This window comes from Streptomyces sp. Root431 (assembly GCF_001426585.1).
GTDB classification, from domain to species: domain Bacteria; phylum Actinomycetota; class Actinomycetes; order Streptomycetales; family Streptomycetaceae; genus Streptomyces; species Streptomyces stackebrandtii.
Map to the genome: position 1 here is coordinate 175,892 of NZ_LMEI01000013.1, position 19,700 is coordinate 195,591.

Consider the following 19,700-nt stretch of genomic DNA (forward strand, 5'->3'; position numbering starts at 1 on the left):
CCCCTGGGTCAGTCGACCGCGTTGACGGCCTCGTCGACCGACGTGTGGATCGGGAACACCTTGGTGAGCCCAGTGATCCGGAAGATCTTCAGAATGCGCTCCTGGTTGCAGACCAGACGCAGTGAGCCCTCGTGCGCACGGACGCGCTTCAGGCCACCGACGAGCACACCCAGGCCGGTGGAGTCGAGGAAGTCCACGCCCTCCATGTCGACAACCAGGTGGTAGCTGCCGTCGTTCACCAACTCGACCAACTGCTCGCGCAGCTTGGGCGCGGTATACACATCAATCTCGCCACCGACCTCGACGACCGTACGGTCACCACCAGCGCCGGACACATTGCGAGTCGACAGGGACAGGTCCACGGATCCTCCAGCACCTTGCTATCGGGCGATCGCCCCCTCGGGCCTCCCGGGCGGAGCCAGGGAACTGATCGCCAGCCGCAATGGCATTCAATCACTTACCGGCAGCCATGCACGACGCCTTGGGAGCATTGTCCGTCCTGGCAGTGACACACTCGGTGCCGATGGCCAAGAATCAGCGCCCCCGTCGACCTGCCGGGGACACGGGCAGTCGCCCCTCCCCCGGCGTGGTCCTCGACCGGCTCTCCGCAGGCGAGAGTCGGGCCGCGCGCATCACTCATACGGAGCACATGCCCGCCCGAGAGGGCCGCCATGCCGTCTGGCCGCATCTCATCCGTCCCGAGGTGATCAACGCGATCCAGGACGCCGGGATCGAGCACCCCTGGGCGCACCAGGCGGAGGCCGCCGAGGCCGCTCTGAACGGCGAGTCAGTGGTGATCGCCACAGGAACCGCCTCGGGCAAGTCGCTCGCCTACCTCGCCCCGGTCCTCACGACCCTCCTGGACGGCGCGGAGGCCCCCAACGGACGCGGGGCCACCGCCCTGTACCTGTCGCCCACCAAGGCCCTCGCCGCCGACCAGCGCCGCGCCGTCCGGGAACTGGCCGGCCCGCTCGGCACCCGGATCCGCCCCGCCGTCTACGACGGCGACACTCCGGTCGAGGAGCGCGAGTGGGTCCGCCAGTACGCGAACTACGTGCTGACCAACCCCGACATGCTGCACCGGGGCATACTCCCCTCCCACCCCAGGTGGTCCTCCTTCCTGCGCGCCCTGCGCTACGTCGTGATCGACGAGTGCCACACCTACCGGGGCGTCTTCGGCTCCCACGTCGCCCAGGTGCTGCGCCGCCTGCGCCGGATCTGCGCCCGGTACGGCTCCGATCCCGTCTTCCTCCTCGCCTCGGCCACCTCGGCCGAACCCGCCCTCGCCGCCGGCCGCCTCACCGGACTGCCGGTCACCGAGATCTCCGACGACGCCTCCCCGCGCGGCGAACTGGTCTTCGCCCTGTGGGAGCCGCCGCTGACCGAGCTCCACGGCGAGCGCGGCGCGCCCGTACGCCGCACCGCCACCGCCGAGACAGCCGACCTGCTGACCGACCTGACCCGGCAGGGCGTGCGCTCGGTCGCCTTCGTCCGCTCCCGGCGCGGCGCCGAGCTGATCGCGGTGATCGCCCAGGAACGGCTCGCCGAGACCGACCGCGCCCTGGCCCGCCGGGTCGCCGCCTACCGGGGCGGCTACCTGCCCGAGGAGCGCCGCGCCCTGGAGCGGGCCCTGCACTCCGGCGAGCTCCTCGGCCTGGCCGCCACGACAGCCCTGGAGCTGGGCGTGGACGTCTCCGGCCTGGACGCCGTCGTGATCGCCGGCTACCCGGGCACCCGGGCCTCCCTGTGGCAGCAGGCGGGCCGCGCCGGCCGCTCGGGCGAGGGCGCCCTGGCGATCCTCGTCGCCCGGGACGACCCGCTGGACACCTTCCTGGTCCACCACCCGGAAGCGATCTTCGAACAACCGGTCGAGTCGACCGTCCTCGACCCCGACAACCCCTACGTCCTCGCCCCCCATCTGTGCGCCGCCGCCGCGGAGCTCCCGCTGACCGAAGCCGACCTGACGCTCTTCGGCCCGGCCGCGCCCGGCCTGATGCCCCAGCTGGAGGGCGCCGGACTCCTGCGCCGCCGGTCCACCGGCTGGTACTGGACCCGCCGCGAGCGGGCGGCCGACCTCACCGACATCCGGGGCGGCGGCGGCAGCCCTGTCCGGATCGTGGAGGCCGGCACCGGCCGCCTGCTCGGCACGGTCGACGAGGCCGCCTCCCACACCGCCGTCCACGAGGGCGCCGTCCACCTCCACCAGGGCCGTACCTATCTGGTGCGGGAGCTCGACCTGAAGGACTCCGTGGCCCTCGTGGAGGAGGCCGTCCCGCCGTACTCCACCACCGCCCGCGACACCACCTCCGTCTCCGTCCTCGAAACCGACACCGAGATCCCCTGGGGAGCCGGCCGCCTCTGCTTCGGCTCCGTCGAGGTCACCAACCAGGTCGTCTCCTTCCTGCGCCGCCGTCTGATCACCGGCGAGGTGCTCGGCGAGACCAAGCTCGACCTGCCGCCCCGCACCCTGCGCACCCGCGCCGTGTGGTGGACGGTCACCGAGGACCAGCTCGACGCCGCCCGGATCACCCCGGAGATCCTCGGCGGCGCCCTGCACGCCGCCGAGCACGCCTCCATCGGCATGCTGCCGCTCTTCGCCACCTGCGACCGCTGGGACATCGGTGGCGTCTCCGTCCCCCTCCATCCCGACACGCTCCTGCCGACCGTCTTCGTGTACGACGGCCACCCGGGCGGCGCGGGCTTCGCCGAACGCGCCTTCCACACGGCCAGGGCCTGGCTGACCGCGACCCGCGAGGCCATCGCCTCCTGCGAGTGCGAGGCGGGCTGCCCGTCCTGCGTCCAGTCCCCGAAGTGCGGCAACGGCAACGACCCGCTGCACAAGCGCGGCGCGGTCCGCCTCCTCACGGAACTGCTGCGGGAAGCCCCGGAGGCCCCGCCCGGGAGCTGACCTCCGGCCGGTAGGGCCCGCGCGCCACCCGCGCGGTCACCTCGGCGAGCTCGCCGAGGACCACGCACCGCAGTAGCTCGGCGCCCTGGGCGGCGGCCACCCGGGACGCGGCGGCGCAGGCCTCGGCCTCGCCCCACAGGGCCCGGTCGGCGGCGGCGAGGGCGGCCAGATCGGCGGCCCCGCCGGCCCTGTGCCGGGCCGCCACCGCCTGTCCGAGCGCGAGCACCGCCCCGAACACCACGCACAACGCACAAGCCGCGAACGCCGCCCACACGGTCGCCGCCCCCCGATCACCCCGCCGGGCACGCCCCGACCGACCGCCCCGCCCTCCACGCCGGCCCTGGCCGGCCTGGCTGCCCTGTCCGGCCCGGCTGACCGTCGTCACGGCGAGCCCTCGGGCGCCGGGGCCTCGCCCACGGTGTCCTCCGCGAGGGCCGCCGCACCCGCCCGCAAGGTCACTCCCATGCCCCGTGGGCCCGGGGCCGCCACTTCCACCGTCACCCGCCACAGCTCCCCCGACCGCGTCACGGACACCCGGGCACCCTCGGGCGCGGCGGCCCGCGCGGCGCCCTCGGCGGCGGCGACCGGCTCGGAGCGGGCCGCCGCCCTGGCCCCCGCCCGCGCCGCGTCCACGCACCGGATCTGCGCGGCGGCCGCGGCCAGCGCCCAGAGCAGGGTCACCGTGAACAGCGCGAGAACGGGCAGGACCATCGCCGCCTCGACGGTCACGAACCCCCGGTCAGAACGGCGCATCGAGGGCCCTGCCGATCACCGACTCCAACGCTCCGGAGACGGTCCCGCTCGTCACGATCTTGTAGAGCACGGCGGCGAAGGCCGCCGCGGCGATCGTGCCGACCGCGTACTCGGACGTCGTCATCCCGGCGTCCGACCGGGCGGCCCGACGCCGAGCCCGCCACCACCCCTTCACCGAACCACCCGTCACCACTGCCTTGTTTGCTGCCTTGTCCGTCATGTCGATCTCCTCGTCTCGCCTTGCCGTCGCGTTCATCGGTCCATCAGTCCCGCCGCCAGCCCGATCACCACGGGCGCCACCCCCACCGCCAGGAACGCGGGCAGGAAACAGAGCCCCACGGGTGCGCTGATCAGCACCTGTGCCCTGCGCGCCCGGGCCGCGGCCGTCCTGGCACGGCCCGCCCGCAGGCCGGCCGCGTGCCGGGCGACGGCCTCCGCGGCGGGCGCGCCCGAGGAACCGGCCCGTTCCATGCACCGGGCCAGCCCTTCGGCGCCCGGTATCGCGCCGAACCTCCGCCACACCTCGGCCGGTTCACCGCCGAGCCGCAGCTCGGCCGCCGTGCGGGTCAGGCGCTCGCCCAGCGGGCCGCCGAGCGAACGCCCCACCGCCTCCGCCGCCTCTCCCGGCCCCGCCCCTGCGGAGGCACAGGCCGCCAACAGATCGGCCGCGAGCGGAAGGTGACGCACCGCCATCTCGCCACCGGACGGCTCGGCGGGCCGCCGCCGGGCCCGTCTCCAGGGCGCCCCGCAGGCCGCCAGGGCCCCCGCACCCAGGCCGCCGATCGCACCGAGCAGCGCCCAGCCGGCGAGCGCGGCCACTAGCGGCACCGCCCAGTGCTTCGCCCCGGTCACCCACCTGCCCCCCGCCTCCGGGAACGGAGCCTTCCGGGCGTCCACCGGCTTCCCTGGCCGTGGCACGGGCATCGCCAGCAGGCTCTCCACCCGTCGCCGCACCCCGCGCGCCCGCCGCTCGCGCAGCACCTCCCGAACGGCCTGCGCGCACAGCGCCGTCACCAGGATCAGGAGCGCCGCGATCCGGACAGCCCCCGTCATGCCCGCTCCCCTCCCCGGACGATCCGCGCGGCCCACCACAGCCCGGCCGCCTCCAGCGCACCGCCCACGACCAGGCACCCGAGGCCCGCAGGGGTGTGCAGGAGCACCCGCAGCGGATCGGCGCCCAGCGCCGCGCCGAGGGCCAGTCCGGCCGCCGGCAGCACCGCGAGGACCGTCACCGTCGCCCAGGCCCCGGCCAGTTCGGCCCGCAGCCGGTCCCGCTGCTCGTGGTGGTCCCGCAGGGCCGCCTCCAGCCGGTCGAGCCCGGCCGCCAGACCCGCACCACCGTCCACGGCCACCTGCCAGCAGGCCGCCAGGCCCGCGAGCCCGTCGGCGCCGTCCTGCCCGGCCGCCCGCCGCAGCGCCTCCGGCACGTCCCCGCCGAACCGGGCCGCCGCGAGCACCACCGCCTCCTCGTCGCCCAGCGCGCCCGTCTGCCGGGCCGCATAGGCCAGCGCCTGCGCCGGCTGCCACCCGGCCCTCAGCTCCCCGGAGATCGCCCCGCACAGGGCCACCACCCGCCCGGCGCGCGCCTCCCGCTCCTTCCGCCGCTCGGCCGCCTTCAGGCGCCGCGCCACCAGCGGCACCGCGGCCGCCCCGGCGAGGAGCGGCAGCGGCGACCCGCCGAGGAGCGCGACCACCCCCGCCACCGGCAGGCACAGCCATGCGCGCCGCCCCCGCACCACGGCCCACCACCGCGCGCCCACCGCCGCCCACACGCGGCCCTCGTCCCGCTCCCCTGGCTCGTCCACAGCGGCACCCGCGAGCACCACCCGGGCCCGGGCTGTCCCGCGCCGCCACTCGACGATCCACCACAGGGCGAGCCCCGCGCAGAACACCGCCGCGCCCTCCGCCACGGCCCGTACGGACACCAGATCGGCCGTCACCATGCCCCTCCTCCGATCAGCGACCGCAGCCGCTCCCAGCCCCGCTCCCGCTCGAATCCGGCCGCACCCCACCGCAGCGCGGGAACCGTCCGCACGAGTCCGTCCCGGTCCCGCTCCAGGACATGGACCTCGGCGATCCGCCGCCGCCCGTCCCGGTCCCGTACGAGGTGGAGCACCACGGACAGGCCGGCGCCCAACTGGCTGTGCAGGGCGGCCCTGTCGAGCCCGGCTGCCGTCCCGAGCGCCTCCAAACGGGCCGGTACGTCCGCGGCGGTATTGGCGTGAAGAGTCCCTGAGCCACCTTCGTGGCCTGTATTGAGGGCGGCGAGCAGGTCGACCGCCTCACCTCCCCTGACCTCGCCGACCACCAGCCGGTCGGGCCGCATCCGCAGCGCCTGGCGGACCAGGTCCCGAAGGGTCACGAGGCCCGCGCCCTCCTGGTTCGCGGGCCTGGCCTCCAGGCGCACCACGTGCGGGTGGTCCGGTCGCAGCTCCGCCGAGTCCTCGGCGAGCACGATCCGCTCGCGCTCCCCCACGAGCCCCAGCAAGGAGGCGAGCAGGGTGGTCTTCCCCGTCCCTGTCCCACCGCTGACCAGGTAGGACACGCGGGCCTCGATGAGGGCCCGCAGGATGCGGTCGCCGCCCGGCGGCACGGTGCCCGCCTCGGTCAGCTCCTCCAGGGAGTAGGCGCGGGGGCGCACGACCCGCAGCGACAGGCAGGTCGAGCCGACCGCCACCGGGGGCAGCACCGCGTGCATGCGGGTGCCGTCGGGCAGCCTCGCGTCCACCCAGGGGCGGGCGTCGTCGAGCCTGCGTCCCGCGACCGCCGCGAGCCGCTGCGCGAGCCGGCGGACGGCGGTGGCGTCGGCGAAGGACACCGGGGCCCTTTCGAGGCCGGCGCCCCGGTCCACCCACACCCGGTCGGGCGCCGAGACCAGGACGTCGGTGACCGCAGGATCGGCGAGCAGCGGTTCCAGCGGTCCGGTCCCGATCAGTTCGGACCTGAGCTCCTCGGCCGCGCCGAGCACCTCCGCGTCGCCGAGGAGCCGTCCCTGGGCCCGCAGCGCCGCCGCCACTCGCGCCGGTGTGGGTTCGGCGCCGCTCGCCGCGAGCCGCTGCCGCACGGCGTCGAGCAGTCCCGCACCGCCGGCCCCGGGCCCGCCGCCGCCCACGACGACGGTCCCGGTCATGCCGCACCGCCCGGGGTGAGGGCGCGCTCCCAGAAGGCGGCGCAGAACCGGCCGAGCGCCCCGCGGGGCTCCGCGCCGGGCGGCACGCCCGCGTCCTGGTCGGCGACGATCCCCGGGTCGTAGGGGAGTTCGCCGGCGAGCGGCAGCCGCAGCGCGTCGGCGACCCAGCGCTCGTCGAGCCCCGCCGCGTACGGCCCGCGGACCACGGCCCGGAGGTCGCGCACGACCATGCCGAGGATCGAGGCCACCCGGTGGGCCGCCGCGACGGCCCGCAGCTCCCCCGGGACGACGAGCAGCCCGAGGTCGAGTTGGGCCAAGGCCTCGGTGGCCGCCTCGTCGGTCCCGCGCGGCAGGTCGACCACGACGATCCCGCCGCGCCGGCGCGCGGCGGCGAGCACGGACCGCACGGCCTCGGGCGGCACCGGCGCCGCGGGCTCCCTGCCCCAGCTGAGCACCCGCACACCGCGCACGGCGGGCAGGGACTCCTCCAGGGCGCCGCCGGCCAGCCGTCCCTTCGAGGCGGCGAAGTCGGGCCAGCGTCTGCCGTCCTCGCGCTCGCCGCCGAGCAACACGTCGAGCCCTCCGCCCAGCGGGTCGCCGTCGACGAGCAGGGTGCGCCGTCCGGTCCGCGCGGCGGCCAGGGCGAGGCCGCAGGCCAGGGTGGAGGCGCCCGCACCGCCCCGGCCGCCGACGACCCCGACGGTCAGGGCCTGCCGCCCCACGCCCTCCGCCGCGTCGGCGATGCGGTCGACGAGGACGCTCTCGGCCTCCGGCAGCCGCAGCACGCACTCCGCGCCGACCTCGACGGCCAGCCGCCAGACCCCCGGATCGTCCTGCTCGCGGCCGACGAGGACGACCCCCGGACGACGGGCCGCCGCCCGGCAGCGGGCCGCCGCGTCGTCGCCGACCAGGACGAGCGGCGGGTCGGTCCAGCTCGCCCGCCGCTCCGGCACCCGGTGGTGGACCTCGGGCTCGACCCCGGCCGCCGCGCACAGCCGGAGGAGGTCGTCGAGGAGCGCAAGGTCCTCGGTGACGATCAGCGGACCGGCGCGGCGCGGCTCGGCCGTCCCACCCGGCGCCGCGGCCTTCGCGGAACTCCGCCCTGCGCTCCTGCCCGCGGCCCTCGCCGCGCCCCTGGCCCCGGAAGTACGCGTTCCCTCCACGGCACACACCCCTCTCGTGATTCCTGTCGTCCGCGAACTTCGCGTCAGGAATCACCGTGGGGCCGTACCGGAAATCTTGGAGATCTCACCGAAAAACTGTGGATAACCGAAGCCCTGTGAATATCCCGGCCACTCCTCCGGGGACTTCCCCGGAACGCATCCTGCCGGTTACTGTGAGTGACGAATCGAGCGTTCGACAGCAGGCCGGCCGGATCGCGGCCGAGGCGCAGGGAGAGAGGAGTCAGCGATGCAACGGAGGGCCAAAACGGCTCCGGACATGCGACGACCCCCGCCGGGGGGGAGAGCGGGGGTCGTCTTTCCGGCCGACTCGGGGGGGGAGGAGCCGGACCGGGTTAGCACGGTCGCGAACGATCCGTGACTTCCATGGTGTACCCGAGAGCCTTCTCAGGCAAACCCACGCGCCCCAGCGTACGCCGAATGGCGGGCACCTATGCTCAGGCTTGTGGAAAACCACTCCCTGCCGCGCACAGCCGCCTTCTTTGACCTGGACAAGACGGTCATTGCGAAGTCCTCGACGCTGACCTTCAGCAAGTCCTTCTACCGGGGCGGACTGATCAGCCGCCGCGCCGCCCTGCGGACGGCCTACATCCAGTTCGTGTTCCTGGTGGGCGGAGCCGATCACGACCAGATGGAGCGGATGCGCGAATATCTTTCCGCGCTCTGCAAAGGCTGGAACGTCGCCCAGGTCAAGGAGCTCGTCGCCGAGACCCTGCACGCCCTGATCGACCCGATCATCTACGACGAGGCCGCCTCCCTCATCGAAGAGCACCATGCCGCCGGCCGCGACGTCGTGATCGTCTCCACCTCCGGCGCCGAGGTCGTCGAGCCGATCGGCGAGATGCTCGGAGCCGACCGTGTCGTCGCCACCCGGATGGTGGTCGGCGAGGACGGCTGCTTCACCGGCGAGGTGGAGTACTACGCCTACGGACCGACGAAGGCCGAGGCCGTCCGGGAGCTCGCGGAGTCCGAGGGATACGACCTTTCCCGCTGCTACGCCTACAGCGATTCGGCGACCGACATCCCCATGCTGGAGGCCGTCGGCCACCCGTTCGCCGTCAACCCCGACCGGACGCTCCGCCGCGAGGCCGCCGCCCGCGAATGGCCGGTCCTCTCCTTCGAGAAGCCGGTTCGCCTCAAGCAGCGGCTGCCGGAATTCCGGATGCCACCCCGTCCGGCACTCGTCGCCGCGGCGGCCGTGGGTGCGGCGGCGGCGGCCGGACTCGTCTGGTACGCCTCCCGGCGCCGCCAGGCCGCGCTCACCCATCGCCTCGCCGGTGACTTTGCCCGAATTTGAGCAATGAGGAAAGAAGCGGAGCCAGCACTTTCGCTTCCCCGCCGACAGGAGTAGAAAGGAATCAGGCCCGCGAGACCTGGGACATCCGAGAGGATCACCTGTTGAGCATGAAGGCCCCACGGACCTAGCACAGAAACCGAGCACCCACGCGACGTCGACCCGTCGATTACGGGCCAGCCGCACCAGGCCAAGGGCAAAGTTCCCGGCCTGATGGGCACTTATCGAGGACGCATGGTAACTGGGTAGACGTGCCAGCGGCGGTACCAGACCTGGTGCCGCCGCAACCCGTTTCCGGCCCGGCTCTGGATCGCAACTGGAGCCGGTGCCGGGAGCGGATCCGGCACCGGAATCGAATCCCGAACCCAGACCGGAACCGGCGCCAAGCCGAATCCGGAGCCCAGACCGGAACCGGAACGGAAACCGGAACGCTCGTCAGGCCGCGCCGCGCTGGAGCGCCTCGCAGACGGCCGTCGACTCCCGGACCCCCAGCTCGACCGAGCGTCCGCAGTGCGCGATCCAGGCACCCACGCCCTCCGGGGTGCCCGACAGGTACCCCTCGAACGCGGCCAGGTACGCCGCCCGTCCCTGCTCGGCGTGGCCGACCTCGGCCGGGCAGATCGCCTTGGGGTCGAGACCGCTGCCGATCAGCACGATCCGCTCCGCCGCCCGCGCGACCAGACCGTTGTACGAGGTGAAGGGGCGCAGCGCGAGGAGTTCGCCGTGCACCACGGCGGCCGTCACGAGCGCCGGGGCATCGCCGCCCGCGACGATCAGCTCCGCGAGCCCTTCGAGACGGCCGGCCACCTCGGAGGGCGCCGGCAGCGGGGCCTCGATCAGCGGCTCGTCGACCGTCTCGCCGTCCAGGCGGGGGCGCCCGACCTCGTCGCCCGCGGCGTCGCCCGGAAGGCCCGCGTCGCCCGCGGCGACCAGGTGGAGGCGGGCGAGTACCCGCATCGGCGACTGGCGCCAGATGGAGAGGAGCTGCCCGGCCTCCGCGCCCAGGCGCAGGGCGGCGCCGACCGTGCGGGCCTCGGCATCGGCGCTGAAGTCGGTGCGCCGCCGGACCTCTTCGAGGGCCCAGTCGGCACCGGACAGGGCGGCCGAGCCGCGCGCCCCGCGCAGCGCCGCCTCGGAGGAGATCTCGTTGCTGCGGCGGCGCATCACGCGGTGGCCGTAGACCCGGTCGACGGCCTTGCGTACGGAGTCCACCGCGTCGGCGACGCCCGGCAGGGAGCCGAGGGCGGCCAAGGGGTCAGAGGCGTGCGTACTCATAAGTAGGGAGGCTACGCGCCCCGGCGGCCCGCCCCACGATGGAGTGGTCTTCTTCACGCACCTTGACCACACCATGCATTCATGCCGCTACGCTAGGTGAACATGAAGATCGCTTTCGTGGGGAAGGGCGGCAGCGGCAAGACCACGCTGTCCTCGCTCTTCATCCGCCACCTCGCCGCCAACGAGTCCTCGGTCGTCGCCGTCGACGCCGACATCAATCAGCACCTGGGCGCCGCGCTCGGGCTGCCAGAGTCCGAGGCCGCCGCGATGCCCGCGATGGGTGCGCACCTGCCGCTCATCAAGGAGTACCTGCGGGGCTCCAACCCGCGGATCGTCTCCGCCGACACGATGATCAAGACGACGCCGCCTGGGGAGGGTTCGCGTCTCCTGCGGGTCCGCGAGGACAACCCGGTCTACGAGGCCTGCGCGCGCACGGTCGGGCTCGACGACGGCGACATCCGGCTGATGGCGACCGGTCCCTTCACGGAGTCGGACCTCGGGGTGTCCTGCTACCACTCGAAGGTCGGCGCGGTGGAGCTCTGCCTCAACCACCTGGTCGACGGGCCCGACGAGTACGTGGTCGTCGATATGACGGCGGGTTCGGACTCCTTCGCCTCCGGCCTGTTCACCCGCTTCGACATGACGTTCCTGATCGCCGAGCCGACCCGCAAGGGCGTCTCGGTCTACCGCCAGTACAAGGAGTACGCGCGGGACTTCGGCGTCGCGCTCAAGGTCGTCGGGAACAAGGTGCAGGGCGAGGACGACCTCGACTTCCTGCGCGCGGAGATCGGCGACGACCTGTTGGTGACAGTGGGCCACTCCGACTGGGTCCGCGCGATGGAGAAGGGCCGCCCGCCCCGCTTCGAACTCCTGGAGGCGGAGAACCGCATGTCGCTCCAGGCCCTCCAGGACGCCGCCGACGACTCGTACGCCCACCGCGACTGGGAGCGCTACACGCGCCAGATGGTCCACTTCCACCTCCGCAACGCGGAGAGCTGGGGCAACGCCAAGACCGGGGCCGACCTGGCGGCACAGGTCGACCCCGACTTCGTCCTCGGCGAACCCCTGGCCGTGTCGCGGCTCGGCTGACGGCGCCCGAAGGCGCAAGGACAAAGGGGCCCGGGGCCGACCTGGCTGCGCAGGTCGACCCCGGTTTCGTGTTGGCCGAAGGGCTCAGTGCCGTTCAGCCTGCTTGACGCCGGTCGCCGGGGCGCCCGCGGGGGCGGCGGGCCGGGCGGCGAGGAAGGACTGCCAGCCGCCCTGCGGGGCCTCGCCGACCTTCAGGGTGCGCATCTTGGCGATGACGTCCGGGTCCTGGGCGTCGAGCCAGTCGGCGAGCTGGCGGAAGGACACGCACTTGACGTCCTTCTGTACGCAGACCGTCGCGATGGTCTCCTCGACGGCGCGCATGTACGTGCCGCCGTTCCAGGACTCGAAGTGGTTACCGATGATGAGCGGCGCGCGGTTGCCCCGGTAGGAGCGCTCGAAGGCTTGCACCAGGCCGTCCCGCATCTGGTCGCCCCAGTACTCGCGCTGCGAGGGGTCGCCCTGGGTCGTGCCGGGAGACTGGTTGACGAGGAAGTTGTAGTCCATGGACAGCGTCTGGAAGGCGCGGCCCGGGACCGGCACGAGCTGCATCGACAGGTCCCACAGGCCCAGGTCCCGCTTGGGCCAGATCTGGTCGTTGACGCCGCTCGTGTCGTAACGGAAGCCCATCTCCGCCGCTGCCCGGACGAAGTTCTTCCGGCCTTCGAGGCAGGGGGTGCGGGCGCCGACGAGCTCCTTGTCGTAGTCGAAGGGCAGCGGCTGCTCCGCCTGCAGACCGGCGTTCGTCTTCCAGTTCTTGACGAAGGACTTGGCCTGGTTGATCTCGCTCTTCCACTCCTCGGGCGACCAGTTGCCGACGCCCGACTCCGTACCGCAGAAGTGCCCGTTGAAGTGGGTGCCGATCTCGTTGCCCTCCTGCCACGCCGCTCGCAGTTCGCGGACGGTGGCGCGGATGCCCTCGACGTCGTTGAAGCCGATGTCGGAGCGGCCCGCGCTGTGCTGCGGCGGGTCGTAGAGCTTCCGCTTCTCCTCGGGCAGCAGGTACACGCCGCTGAGGAAGTACGTCATGGTCGCGTCGTACTTCCTGCCGACCGAGCGGAAGTGCGAGAACAGCTTCTGGCTGTCCTCGCCGGCGCCGTCCCACGAGAAGACCACGAACTGCGGCGGGGTCTCCCCCGGCTTGAGCCGCTGCCAGACCGGCTGGTGGGGCTGGGCGCCGGTGAAGGCCGTGGAGCCGTCGCCGATCAGGCGCACCGCGTTCGGCGGAGCCGCGGCCGGGCCCTTCTTGGCACCCCCGCCGCCCGGCGTGCCCTTCGTGGCGGCCCCGTCGGAGCCCGAGCAGCCGGCGAGGCCGGTGATCAGGGCGACGGCGAGGGCTCCGGCGGCGAGCACCCTCTTGTGGACTGCCTTGTGGAATGCGGTCCTTCTCCCGGCGGCTGGCATCCGCCCACCTCTCCTCAGAGCACGTTCGTACGAGCGGCGTCAACGTCGCACCACACCCGCCGGAGAGATGAAACGACAAGCGGGATTCCGCTCACCCTTCACCGGAACCGGTGAATCATTGCCCTGTTTGCCCCGAAAATAATGCCGGAGACTTTACTCTCCATTACGATCCATTTACCGAGCGTTGATCCTCCCCATCCCGGGGGTCCCGCCGGAATCCCGCCGCTGCACGCCGTGACCCACGGCCGCGACCCCCACGTTCGTCCCGCACGAGCCGCGACCGCGCTGCCCCGGAGGAGACGGGAACACATGACTCTCTGCCCCCCTGCCCACAAGACCACCCGCCACGAGACCACCCGGCCCCGAGCCCAGCGGCCCCACGGCCCGCCGGGCGGCCCGCGCCGCTTCCGCGTCGCCGGCGCGGACCTGTCCGCCTCGGTCGCCGTCTTCCTGATCGCCCTGCCGCTCTCCCTCGGCATCGCCCTCGCCACCGGAGCCCCGCTCCAGGCCGGCCTGGTCGCCGCCGCCGTCGGCGGGATCGTCGCCGGCCGGTTCGGCGGCTCCCCGCTCCAGGTGAGCGGGCCCGCCGCAGGCCTCACCGTCGTGACCGCCGAGCTGATCCAGCGGTACGGCTGGCGCACCACGTGCGCCATCACCGTCCTCGCCGGACTCGCCCAACTCGGTCTGTCCGCCCTGCGCGTGGCCCGATCCGCCCTCGCCGTCTCGCCGGCGATCGTGCACGGCATGCTGGCCGGGATCGGCGTCACCATCGCCCTCGCCCAGCTGCACATCGTGCTCGGCGGCACCCCGCAGAGCTCCACCGTGGACAACGTCCTCGGTCTGCCCGCCCAGTTGGCGCACATCCATCCGTCCGCGCTCGCCATCAGCGCCCTCACCGTGACCGTGCTGCTGTCCTGGCCGAAGCTTCCGGGGCGGGCCGGCCGGCTCGTACGGAAGATCCCGGCCGCGCTCGTCGCGGTGGCCGGGGCGACGGCGGTGGCCGTCGTCGCCGGGCTCGCAGTGCCGCGCGTCGACCTGCCCTCCTGGAGCAGCCACGCACTGCCCGGCCTGCCCGAGGGGCCGGTCCTCGGCATCGCCGCCGGGGTGCTCACGATCACCCTGGTCACGAGCGTGCAGTCGCTGCTCTCCGCCGTCGCGGTCGACAAACTGGTCGCCGCCCGCGCGGACCGCAGCCGGAGCGTCCCGCGCTCCCACCTCGACCGCGAGCTCGCCGGACAGGGCGCGGCCAACGTGGTGTCCGGGGCGCTCGGCGGACTGCCGGTCGCCGGGGTCGCCGTTCGCAGCGTCGCCAACGTCTCGGCGGGTGCGGTGAGTCGCACCTCCACGATGCTCCACGGCCTGTGGATCGTGCTCGCGGCCCTGCTGCTCGTCCCCGTGCTCGACCTGATCCCGCTGGCCGCGCTCGCCGCGCTGGTCATGGTGGTCGGCATCCAGATGGTCAGCATCACCCACATCCGTACGGTCACGCGGCACCGCGAGGTCGTCGTCTACGCGGTGACGCTGGCCGGTGTCGTCCTCGTCGGCATCCTGGAGGGCGTCGCCCTCGGCATCGCCGTGGCCATCGCGGTCGCGATGCACCGGCTGGCCCGCACCCGGATCAGCCGCGAGGAGCGGGACGGCAGGCAGCTGCTGCACGTACGGGGCCAGCTGACCTTCCTCGCCGTCCCCCGGCTCAGCCGGGCCCTGCACCAACTGCCCCAGGGGTCCCATGTCGTGGTCGAGCTGGACGGGTCCTTCATGGACCACGCCGCCTTCGAGACGCTGAGCGACTGGACGTCCGGGCACCTGGCCCACGGCGGGACGGTCGAGACGACCGGTCCGTCCGGCACCCGCATCGCCGAGCCCTTCGCCGGTGCGGCCACCGACTCCACGGCGCCGAGCTGCTGCCGCCCCTGGACGCCGTGGCACAACCACCAGTGCGGGGAGCAGCCCCCGGCCGAGACCGACCCGCCCGCCGAGGAGGTCCCGACCGCCGAGGCCGACCGGCCCACCGGGGCCCGGCGGACGTCGGGGCTGCATCTGGCCAGCGGGATCGGGAAGTTCCAGCGGAACACCGCCCCGCTCGTGCGGGACGAACTCGCCCGGCTCGCCCGCGAGGGCCAGCGCCCCTCGCAGCTCTTCCTGACCTGCGCGGACTCCCGTCTGGTCACGAGCATGATCACCTCCAGCGGCCCGGGCGACCTCTTCACCGTGCGCAACGTCGGCAATCTGGTCCCCCTCCCCGGTGAGGAGAGCGGGGACGACTCGGTCGCGGCGGCCATCGAGTACGCGGTGGACGTGCTCCGGGTCGAGTCGATCACCGTCTGCGGCCACTCCGGCTGCGGCGCGATGCAGGCCCTGCTGGGCAGCGGACCGGACGATCCGGCGACACCGCCGACCCCGCTGCGGCGCTGGCTGCGGCACGGCCGGCCGAGCCTGGAGCGGATGGCGAGCCGGCGGCACGCCTGGGCCCGGATCTCCGGCCGGCTGCCTGCCGACGCCGTCGAGCAGCTCTGCCTGACCAACGTGGTGCAGCAGCTGGAGCACCTCAGGGCGTACGAGGCAGTGGCGCGCCGGCTGGCCGAGGGCAGCCTGACGCTGCACGGCATGTACTTCCACGTGGGCGAGGCGCAGGCGTACCTGCTCGCCGGTACGGACGAAGTGCACAGCTACGACGACGTCTTCACCCAGGTCATGCCGACGGACCACTGGGAGCCGGAACCGGAGCGTCCGGAGGCCGCTCACCTGGAGCGCGCCCGCGCCTCCTGAAAGGACGCCTCCTGAAAGGACGCCCCTTGAAACGACGCGTCCTGAAACGATCGGCGCGATCCCGTACCCGCGCGTCCTGAACCATCGGCTCCGGCCGTCCGTGAGACTGTGTGGCCCCTTCTCCCACCCGCTCGGGAAGAAGGGGCCACCGCACGTCAATCCGCTCACAGGTCTAAACCAATTGCCCGGATGCTCTTGTCACCCGGGCATCTGACTGATGAGCTATGACGCGGGACACATACGCACAGAGGACGCCCTGGGAAAGGGAGATGTCGTGAGCAACGAATCCTTGGCCAACCTGCTCAAGGAAGAGCGGCGGTTCGCGCCGCCCGCCGAGCTGGCCGCGGACGCCAATGTGACGGCGGAGGCGTACGAGCAGGCCAAGGCGGACAGGCTGGGCTTCTGGGCCGAGCAGGCCAAGCGCCTGACCTGGGCCACCGAGCCGACCGAGACGCTCGACTGGTCGAACCCGCCGTTCGCCAAGTGGTTCGCGGACGGCGAGCTGAACGTGGCGTACAACTGCGTCGACCGCCATGTCGAAGCCGGGCACGGCGACCGGGTCGCCATCCACTTCGAGGGCGAGCCGGGCGACAGCCGCGCCATCACCTACGCCGAGCTCAAGGACGAGGTCTCGCGGGCCGCCAACGCCCTGACCGAGCTGGGCGTCGGCAAGGGCGACCGCGTCGCCGTCTACCTGCCGATGATCCCCGAGGCAGCCATCACGATGCTGGCCTGCGCCCGCGTCGGCGCCGCCCACTCGGTGGTCTTCGGCGGCTTCTCGGCCGACGCCGTGGCCTCCCGCATCCAGGACGCCGACGCCAAGCTGGTCGTGACCGCCGACGGCGGCTACCGCCGCGGCAAGCCGAGTGCGCTGAAGCCGGCCATCGACGAGGCCGTCGCCAAGTGTCCGCAGGTCGAGCACGTCCTCGTGGTCCGCCGCACGGGCCAGGACACCGCCTTCACCGAGGGCCGCGACGTCTGGTGGGACGACATCGTCGCCCGCCAGTCCGCGGAGCACACCCCGGAGGCCTTCGACGCGGAGCACCCGCTCTTCATCCTCTACACCTCCGGGACGACGGGTAAGCCGAAGGGCATCCTGCACACCTCCGGCGGCTACCTCACCCAGGCCGCGTACACGCACCACGCGGTCTTCGACCTCAAGCCGGAGACCGACGTCTACTGGTGCACCGCCGACATCGGCTGGGTCACCGGGCACTCGTACATCGTCTACGGCCCGCTGGCCAACGGCGCGACGCAGGTCATGTACGAGGGCACCCCGGACACCCCGCACCAGGGCCGGTTCTGGGAGATCGTCCAGAAGTACGGCGTCACGATCCTCTACACGGCGCCCACCGCGATCCGCACGTTCATGAAGTGGGGCGACGACATCCCCGCGAAGTTCGACCTGTCCAGCCTCCGCGTGCTGGGCTCGGTCGGCGAGCCGATCAACCCCGAGGCCTGGGTCTGGTACCGCGAGCACATCGGCGCGAACAAGACCCCGATCGTGGACACCTGGTGGCAGACCGAGACCGGCGCGATGATGATCTCGCCGCTGCCGGGCGTCACCGAGACCAAGCCGGGCTCCGCCCAGCGCCCGCTGCCCGGCATCGCCGCGACCGTCGTCGACGACGAGGCCAACGAGGTGCCGAACGGCGGTGGCGGCTACCTGGTCCTCACCGAGCCGTGGCCGTCGATGCTCCGCACGATCTGGGGCGACGACCAGCGATACATCGACACGTACTGGTCCCGCTTCGAGGGCAAGTACTTCGCCGGTGACGGTGCCAAGAAGGACGAGGACGGCGACATCTGGCTGCTCGGCCGGGTCGACGACGTCATGCTCGTCTCGGGTCACAACATCTCGACCACCGAGGTCGAGTCGGCGCTCGTCTCCCACCCGGCCGTGGCCGAGGCGGCCGTCGTCGGCGCCGCCGACGAGACCACCGGACAGGCCATCGTCGCCTTCGTCATCCTGCGCGGCACGGCCAGCGCGAACGACGAGAACCTCGTCGCCGACCTGCGCAACCACGTCGGCGCGACCCTCGGCCCGATCGCGAAGCCGAAGCGGGTCCTGCCGGTCGCGGAGCTGCCGAAGACCCGCTCGGGCAAGATCATGCGCCGTCTGCTGCGCGACGTGGCGGAGAACAGGGAGTTGGGGGACGTCACGACGCTCACCGACTCCTCGGTCATGTCGCTCATCCAGACCCAGCTGCCGGCCTCGTCCAGCGAGGACTGAGCCTCGGCAGCCGCGTAAGCCGTACGCCGCGAAAGCCCGCCCCGAACCACTTCCGTTCCGGGGCGGGCTTTCCGCGTGTCGAATGCCGGGCTCCGGCGGGACGGAAGCCGCATATATCCATAAAGTAATTCTCGCCGGACACAACCCTCGCTCGTTAGGTAAAGTAAGGACCGCGTCAGGAACGCGACAGAAAGACCTAGGTGCGCCGGGAAGTCTGGTCGGCATGTGCTTCGCCCTGCCCGCCCGACGGAGGTCTCCCACGTGTCCGCACCCACCGACCGCAAGTTCCTCGGCCTGCTCTCGCTGCCCGAGCGGCGCTACCTCGCCGACGCGCTGCGCACGGAGACCGTCGGCGGCGTGCTGCTCCTCGCCGCCGCCGTAGCCGCCCTCATCTGGGCGAACACCCCCGCGGCCGAGAGCTACAAGTCCGTCCAGGACTTCCACATAGGCCCCGCCGCCCTCGGCCTCGACCTGTCGATCCAGCACTGGGCGGCCGACGGCCTCCTCGCGATCTTCTTCTTCGTCGCCGGCATCGAGCTCAAGCGCGAGCTCGTCGCGGGCGAGCTGCGCGACCCCAAGGCCGCCGCGCTCCCCGTCATCGCCGCGATCTGCGGCATGGCCGCGCCCGCCCTCGTCTACGCCCTGGTCAACACCCTCGGCAACGGCTCGATGGACGGCTGGGCCGTCCCCACCGCGACCGACATCGCCTTCGCGCTCGCCGTCCTCGCCGTCATCGGCACCTCGCTGCCGTCCGCGCTGCGCGCCTTCCTGCTCACCCTCGCGGTCGTCGACGACCTCTTCGCGATCCTGATCATCGCGATCTTCTTCACCAGCGACCTGAACTTCGCCGCCCTCGGCGGCGCCTTCGCCGGGCTCGTCCTCTTCTGGGTCCTGCTCCGCATGAACGTCCGCGGCTGGTACGTGTACGTCCCGCTGGCCCTCGTCATCTGGGCCCTCATGTACAACAGCGGCGTCCACGCCACCATCGCCGGCGTCGCCATGGGCCTGATGCTCCGCTGCACCACCCGCGAGGGTGAGAAGCACTCCCCCGGCGAGCACATCGAGCACCTCGTACGACCGCTCTCCGCCGGCTTCGCCGTCCCGCTCTTCGCGCTCTTCTCCGCCGGCGTCAGCGTCTCCGGCGGGGCGATCGGCGACGTCTTCACCCAGCCGGTCACCCTCGGCGTCGTCCTCGGTCTCGTCGTCGGCAAGGCCGTCGGCATCTTCGGCGGCACCTGGCTCGCCGCCCGCTTCACCAAGGCCGAGCTCAACCCCGACCTGACCTGGCCGGACGTCTTCGCCGTCGCCTCCCTCGCCGGCATCGGCTTCACCGTCTCGCTGCTCATCGGCGAACTCGCCTTCGCCGGCGACGAGGTCCTCACCGACGAGGTGAAGGCCGCCGTCCTCATCGGCTCCCTCATCGCGGCCGTCTTCGCCTCCGTCCTGCTGAAACTCCGGGTCCGCACCTACCAGGCGCTCATCGCCGACGAGGAGCGCGACGAGGACCACGACGGCATCCCCGACATCTACGAGCAGGACAACCCGGCGTACCACGTGCGGATGGCGGAGATCTACGAGAGGAAGGCCGCCGAGCACCGCGAGCGCGCCCAAGCGGCGGGGGCATCGCGCGACGAGGCCGACCGTCCGGCATGATCTGAGTCGGACCG

16 protein-coding genes are annotated in these 19,700 nt (G+C 72.9%); 6 read left to right on the top strand and 10 right to left on the bottom strand.

The window, feature by feature from the left end; all coding sequences use genetic code 11:
• Positions 1–8: 8 nt before the first annotated feature.
• Positions 9–362: an STAS domain-containing protein gene (locus ASC82_RS26245; protein ID WP_015034520.1), complete on the bottom strand. Its 354-nt coding sequence runs from the start codon at positions 360–362 to the stop codon at positions 9–11.
• An 80-nt stretch (positions 363–442) separates the two neighbouring features.
• On the opposite strand from ASC82_RS26245, the gene ASC82_RS26250 reads away from it, so the two are divergent.
• Positions 443–2,908, top strand: coding sequence for a DEAD/DEAH box helicase (locus ASC82_RS26250; protein ID WP_079039489.1), 2,466 nt, complete (start codon positions 443–445; stop codon positions 2,906–2,908).
• Here ASC82_RS26250 and ASC82_RS26255 read toward each other — a convergent pair.
• The 7 genes from ASC82_RS26255 to ssd form a co-directional block, all read right to left on the bottom strand.
• On the bottom strand, positions 2,862–3,182 hold the full coding sequence (locus tag ASC82_RS26255) for an Rv3654c family TadE-like protein (RefSeq protein ID WP_056652895.1): 321 nt from the start codon (positions 3,180–3,182) through the stop codon (positions 2,862–2,864). The two genes, ASC82_RS26250 and ASC82_RS26255, sit on opposite strands and share 47 nt — an antisense overlap.
• Positions 3,183–3,289: 107 nt before the next feature.
• The gene (locus tag ASC82_RS26260; protein ID WP_199862612.1) at positions 3,290–3,661 is read right to left on the bottom strand and encodes a TadE family type IV pilus minor pilin; all 372 of its coding nucleotides are present in this window, start codon (positions 3,659–3,661) and stop codon (positions 3,290–3,292) included.
• Positions 3,648–3,881, bottom strand: a complete 234-nt coding sequence (locus tag ASC82_RS26265; protein WP_056654248.1) for a DUF4244 domain-containing protein — start codon at positions 3,879–3,881, stop codon at positions 3,648–3,650. Before ASC82_RS26265 ends, ASC82_RS26260 begins: the two co-directional genes overlap by 14 nt.
• A 32-nt stretch (positions 3,882–3,913) precedes the next feature.
• Positions 3,914–4,714: a type II secretion system F family protein gene (locus ASC82_RS26270; RefSeq protein WP_056654251.1), complete on the bottom strand. Its 801-nt coding sequence runs from the start codon at positions 4,712–4,714 to the stop codon at positions 3,914–3,916.
• Complete coding sequence (locus ASC82_RS26275) at positions 4,711–5,604, bottom strand: type II secretion system F family protein (protein WP_056652897.1); 894 nt, start codon at positions 5,602–5,604, stop codon at positions 4,711–4,713. The genes ASC82_RS26270 and ASC82_RS26275 overlap by 4 nt, the downstream gene beginning before the upstream one ends.
• Positions 5,598–6,791 carry a TadA family conjugal transfer-associated ATPase gene (locus ASC82_RS26280; protein ID WP_056652899.1) on the bottom strand — a complete coding sequence of 398 codons (1,194 nt, stop codon included), beginning with the start codon at positions 6,789–6,791 and terminating at the stop codon, positions 5,598–5,600. The genes ASC82_RS26275 and ASC82_RS26280 overlap by 7 nt, the downstream gene beginning before the upstream one ends.
• Positions 6,788–7,831 carry a septum site-determining protein Ssd gene (gene ssd / locus ASC82_RS26285; RefSeq protein WP_056654253.1) on the bottom strand — a complete coding sequence of 348 codons (1,044 nt, stop codon included), beginning with the start codon at positions 7,829–7,831 and terminating at the stop codon, positions 6,788–6,790. Before ssd ends, ASC82_RS26280 begins: the two co-directional genes overlap by 4 nt.
• A 574-nt stretch (positions 7,832–8,405) precedes the next feature.
• Here ssd and ASC82_RS26290 point away from each other — a divergent pair.
• The gene (locus tag ASC82_RS26290) at positions 8,406–9,269 is read left to right on the top strand and encodes an HAD-IB family hydrolase (RefSeq protein WP_056652902.1); all 864 of its coding nucleotides are present in this window, start codon (positions 8,406–8,408) and stop codon (positions 9,267–9,269) included.
• A 432-nt stretch (positions 9,270–9,701) separates the two neighbouring features.
• On the opposite strand, the gene ASC82_RS26295 is transcribed toward ASC82_RS26290, so the two are convergent.
• A complete protein-coding gene (locus ASC82_RS26295) occupies positions 9,702–10,541 on the bottom strand; it encodes a hypothetical protein (RefSeq protein ID WP_056652904.1) in 840 nt (279 codons plus the stop codon).
• A gap of 102 nt (positions 10,542–10,643) precedes the next feature.
• Here ASC82_RS26295 and ASC82_RS26300 point away from each other — a divergent pair, with 102 nt between their 5' ends.
• Complete coding sequence (locus ASC82_RS26300) at positions 10,644–11,630, top strand: ATP-binding protein (protein ID WP_056652907.1); 987 nt, start codon at positions 10,644–10,646, stop codon at positions 11,628–11,630.
• Between the two features lie 84 nt (positions 11,631–11,714).
• On the opposite strand, the gene ASC82_RS26305 is transcribed toward ASC82_RS26300, so the two are convergent.
• Positions 11,715–13,031 (bottom strand): hypothetical protein, encoded by a 1,317-nt coding sequence (locus tag ASC82_RS26305; protein ID WP_056652910.1) that lies wholly within the window; start codon positions 13,029–13,031, stop codon positions 11,715–11,717.
• A gap of 309 nt (positions 13,032–13,340) precedes the next feature.
• Between ASC82_RS26305 and ASC82_RS26310 the strand changes: the two genes are divergently transcribed.
• The 3 genes from ASC82_RS26310 (at position 13,341) to nhaA (ending at position 19,686) form a co-directional block, all read left to right on the top strand.
• Positions 13,341–15,800 carry a SulP family inorganic anion transporter gene (locus ASC82_RS26310; RefSeq protein ID WP_079039491.1) on the top strand — a complete coding sequence of 820 codons (2,460 nt, stop codon included), beginning with the start codon at positions 13,341–13,343 and terminating at the stop codon, positions 15,798–15,800.
• Between the two features lie 274 nt (positions 15,801–16,074).
• Entirely contained in the window at positions 16,075–18,033 is a 1,959-nt protein-coding gene (acs, locus tag ASC82_RS26315) for an acetate--CoA ligase (RefSeq protein ID WP_056652912.1), read from the top strand.
• Positions 18,034–18,294: 261 nt separating this feature from the next.
• On the top strand, positions 18,295–19,686 hold the full coding sequence (gene nhaA / locus ASC82_RS26320) for a Na+/H+ antiporter NhaA (RefSeq protein ID WP_056652915.1): 1,392 nt from the start codon (positions 18,295–18,297) through the stop codon (positions 19,684–19,686).
• Positions 19,687–19,700: the final 14 nt, after the last annotated feature.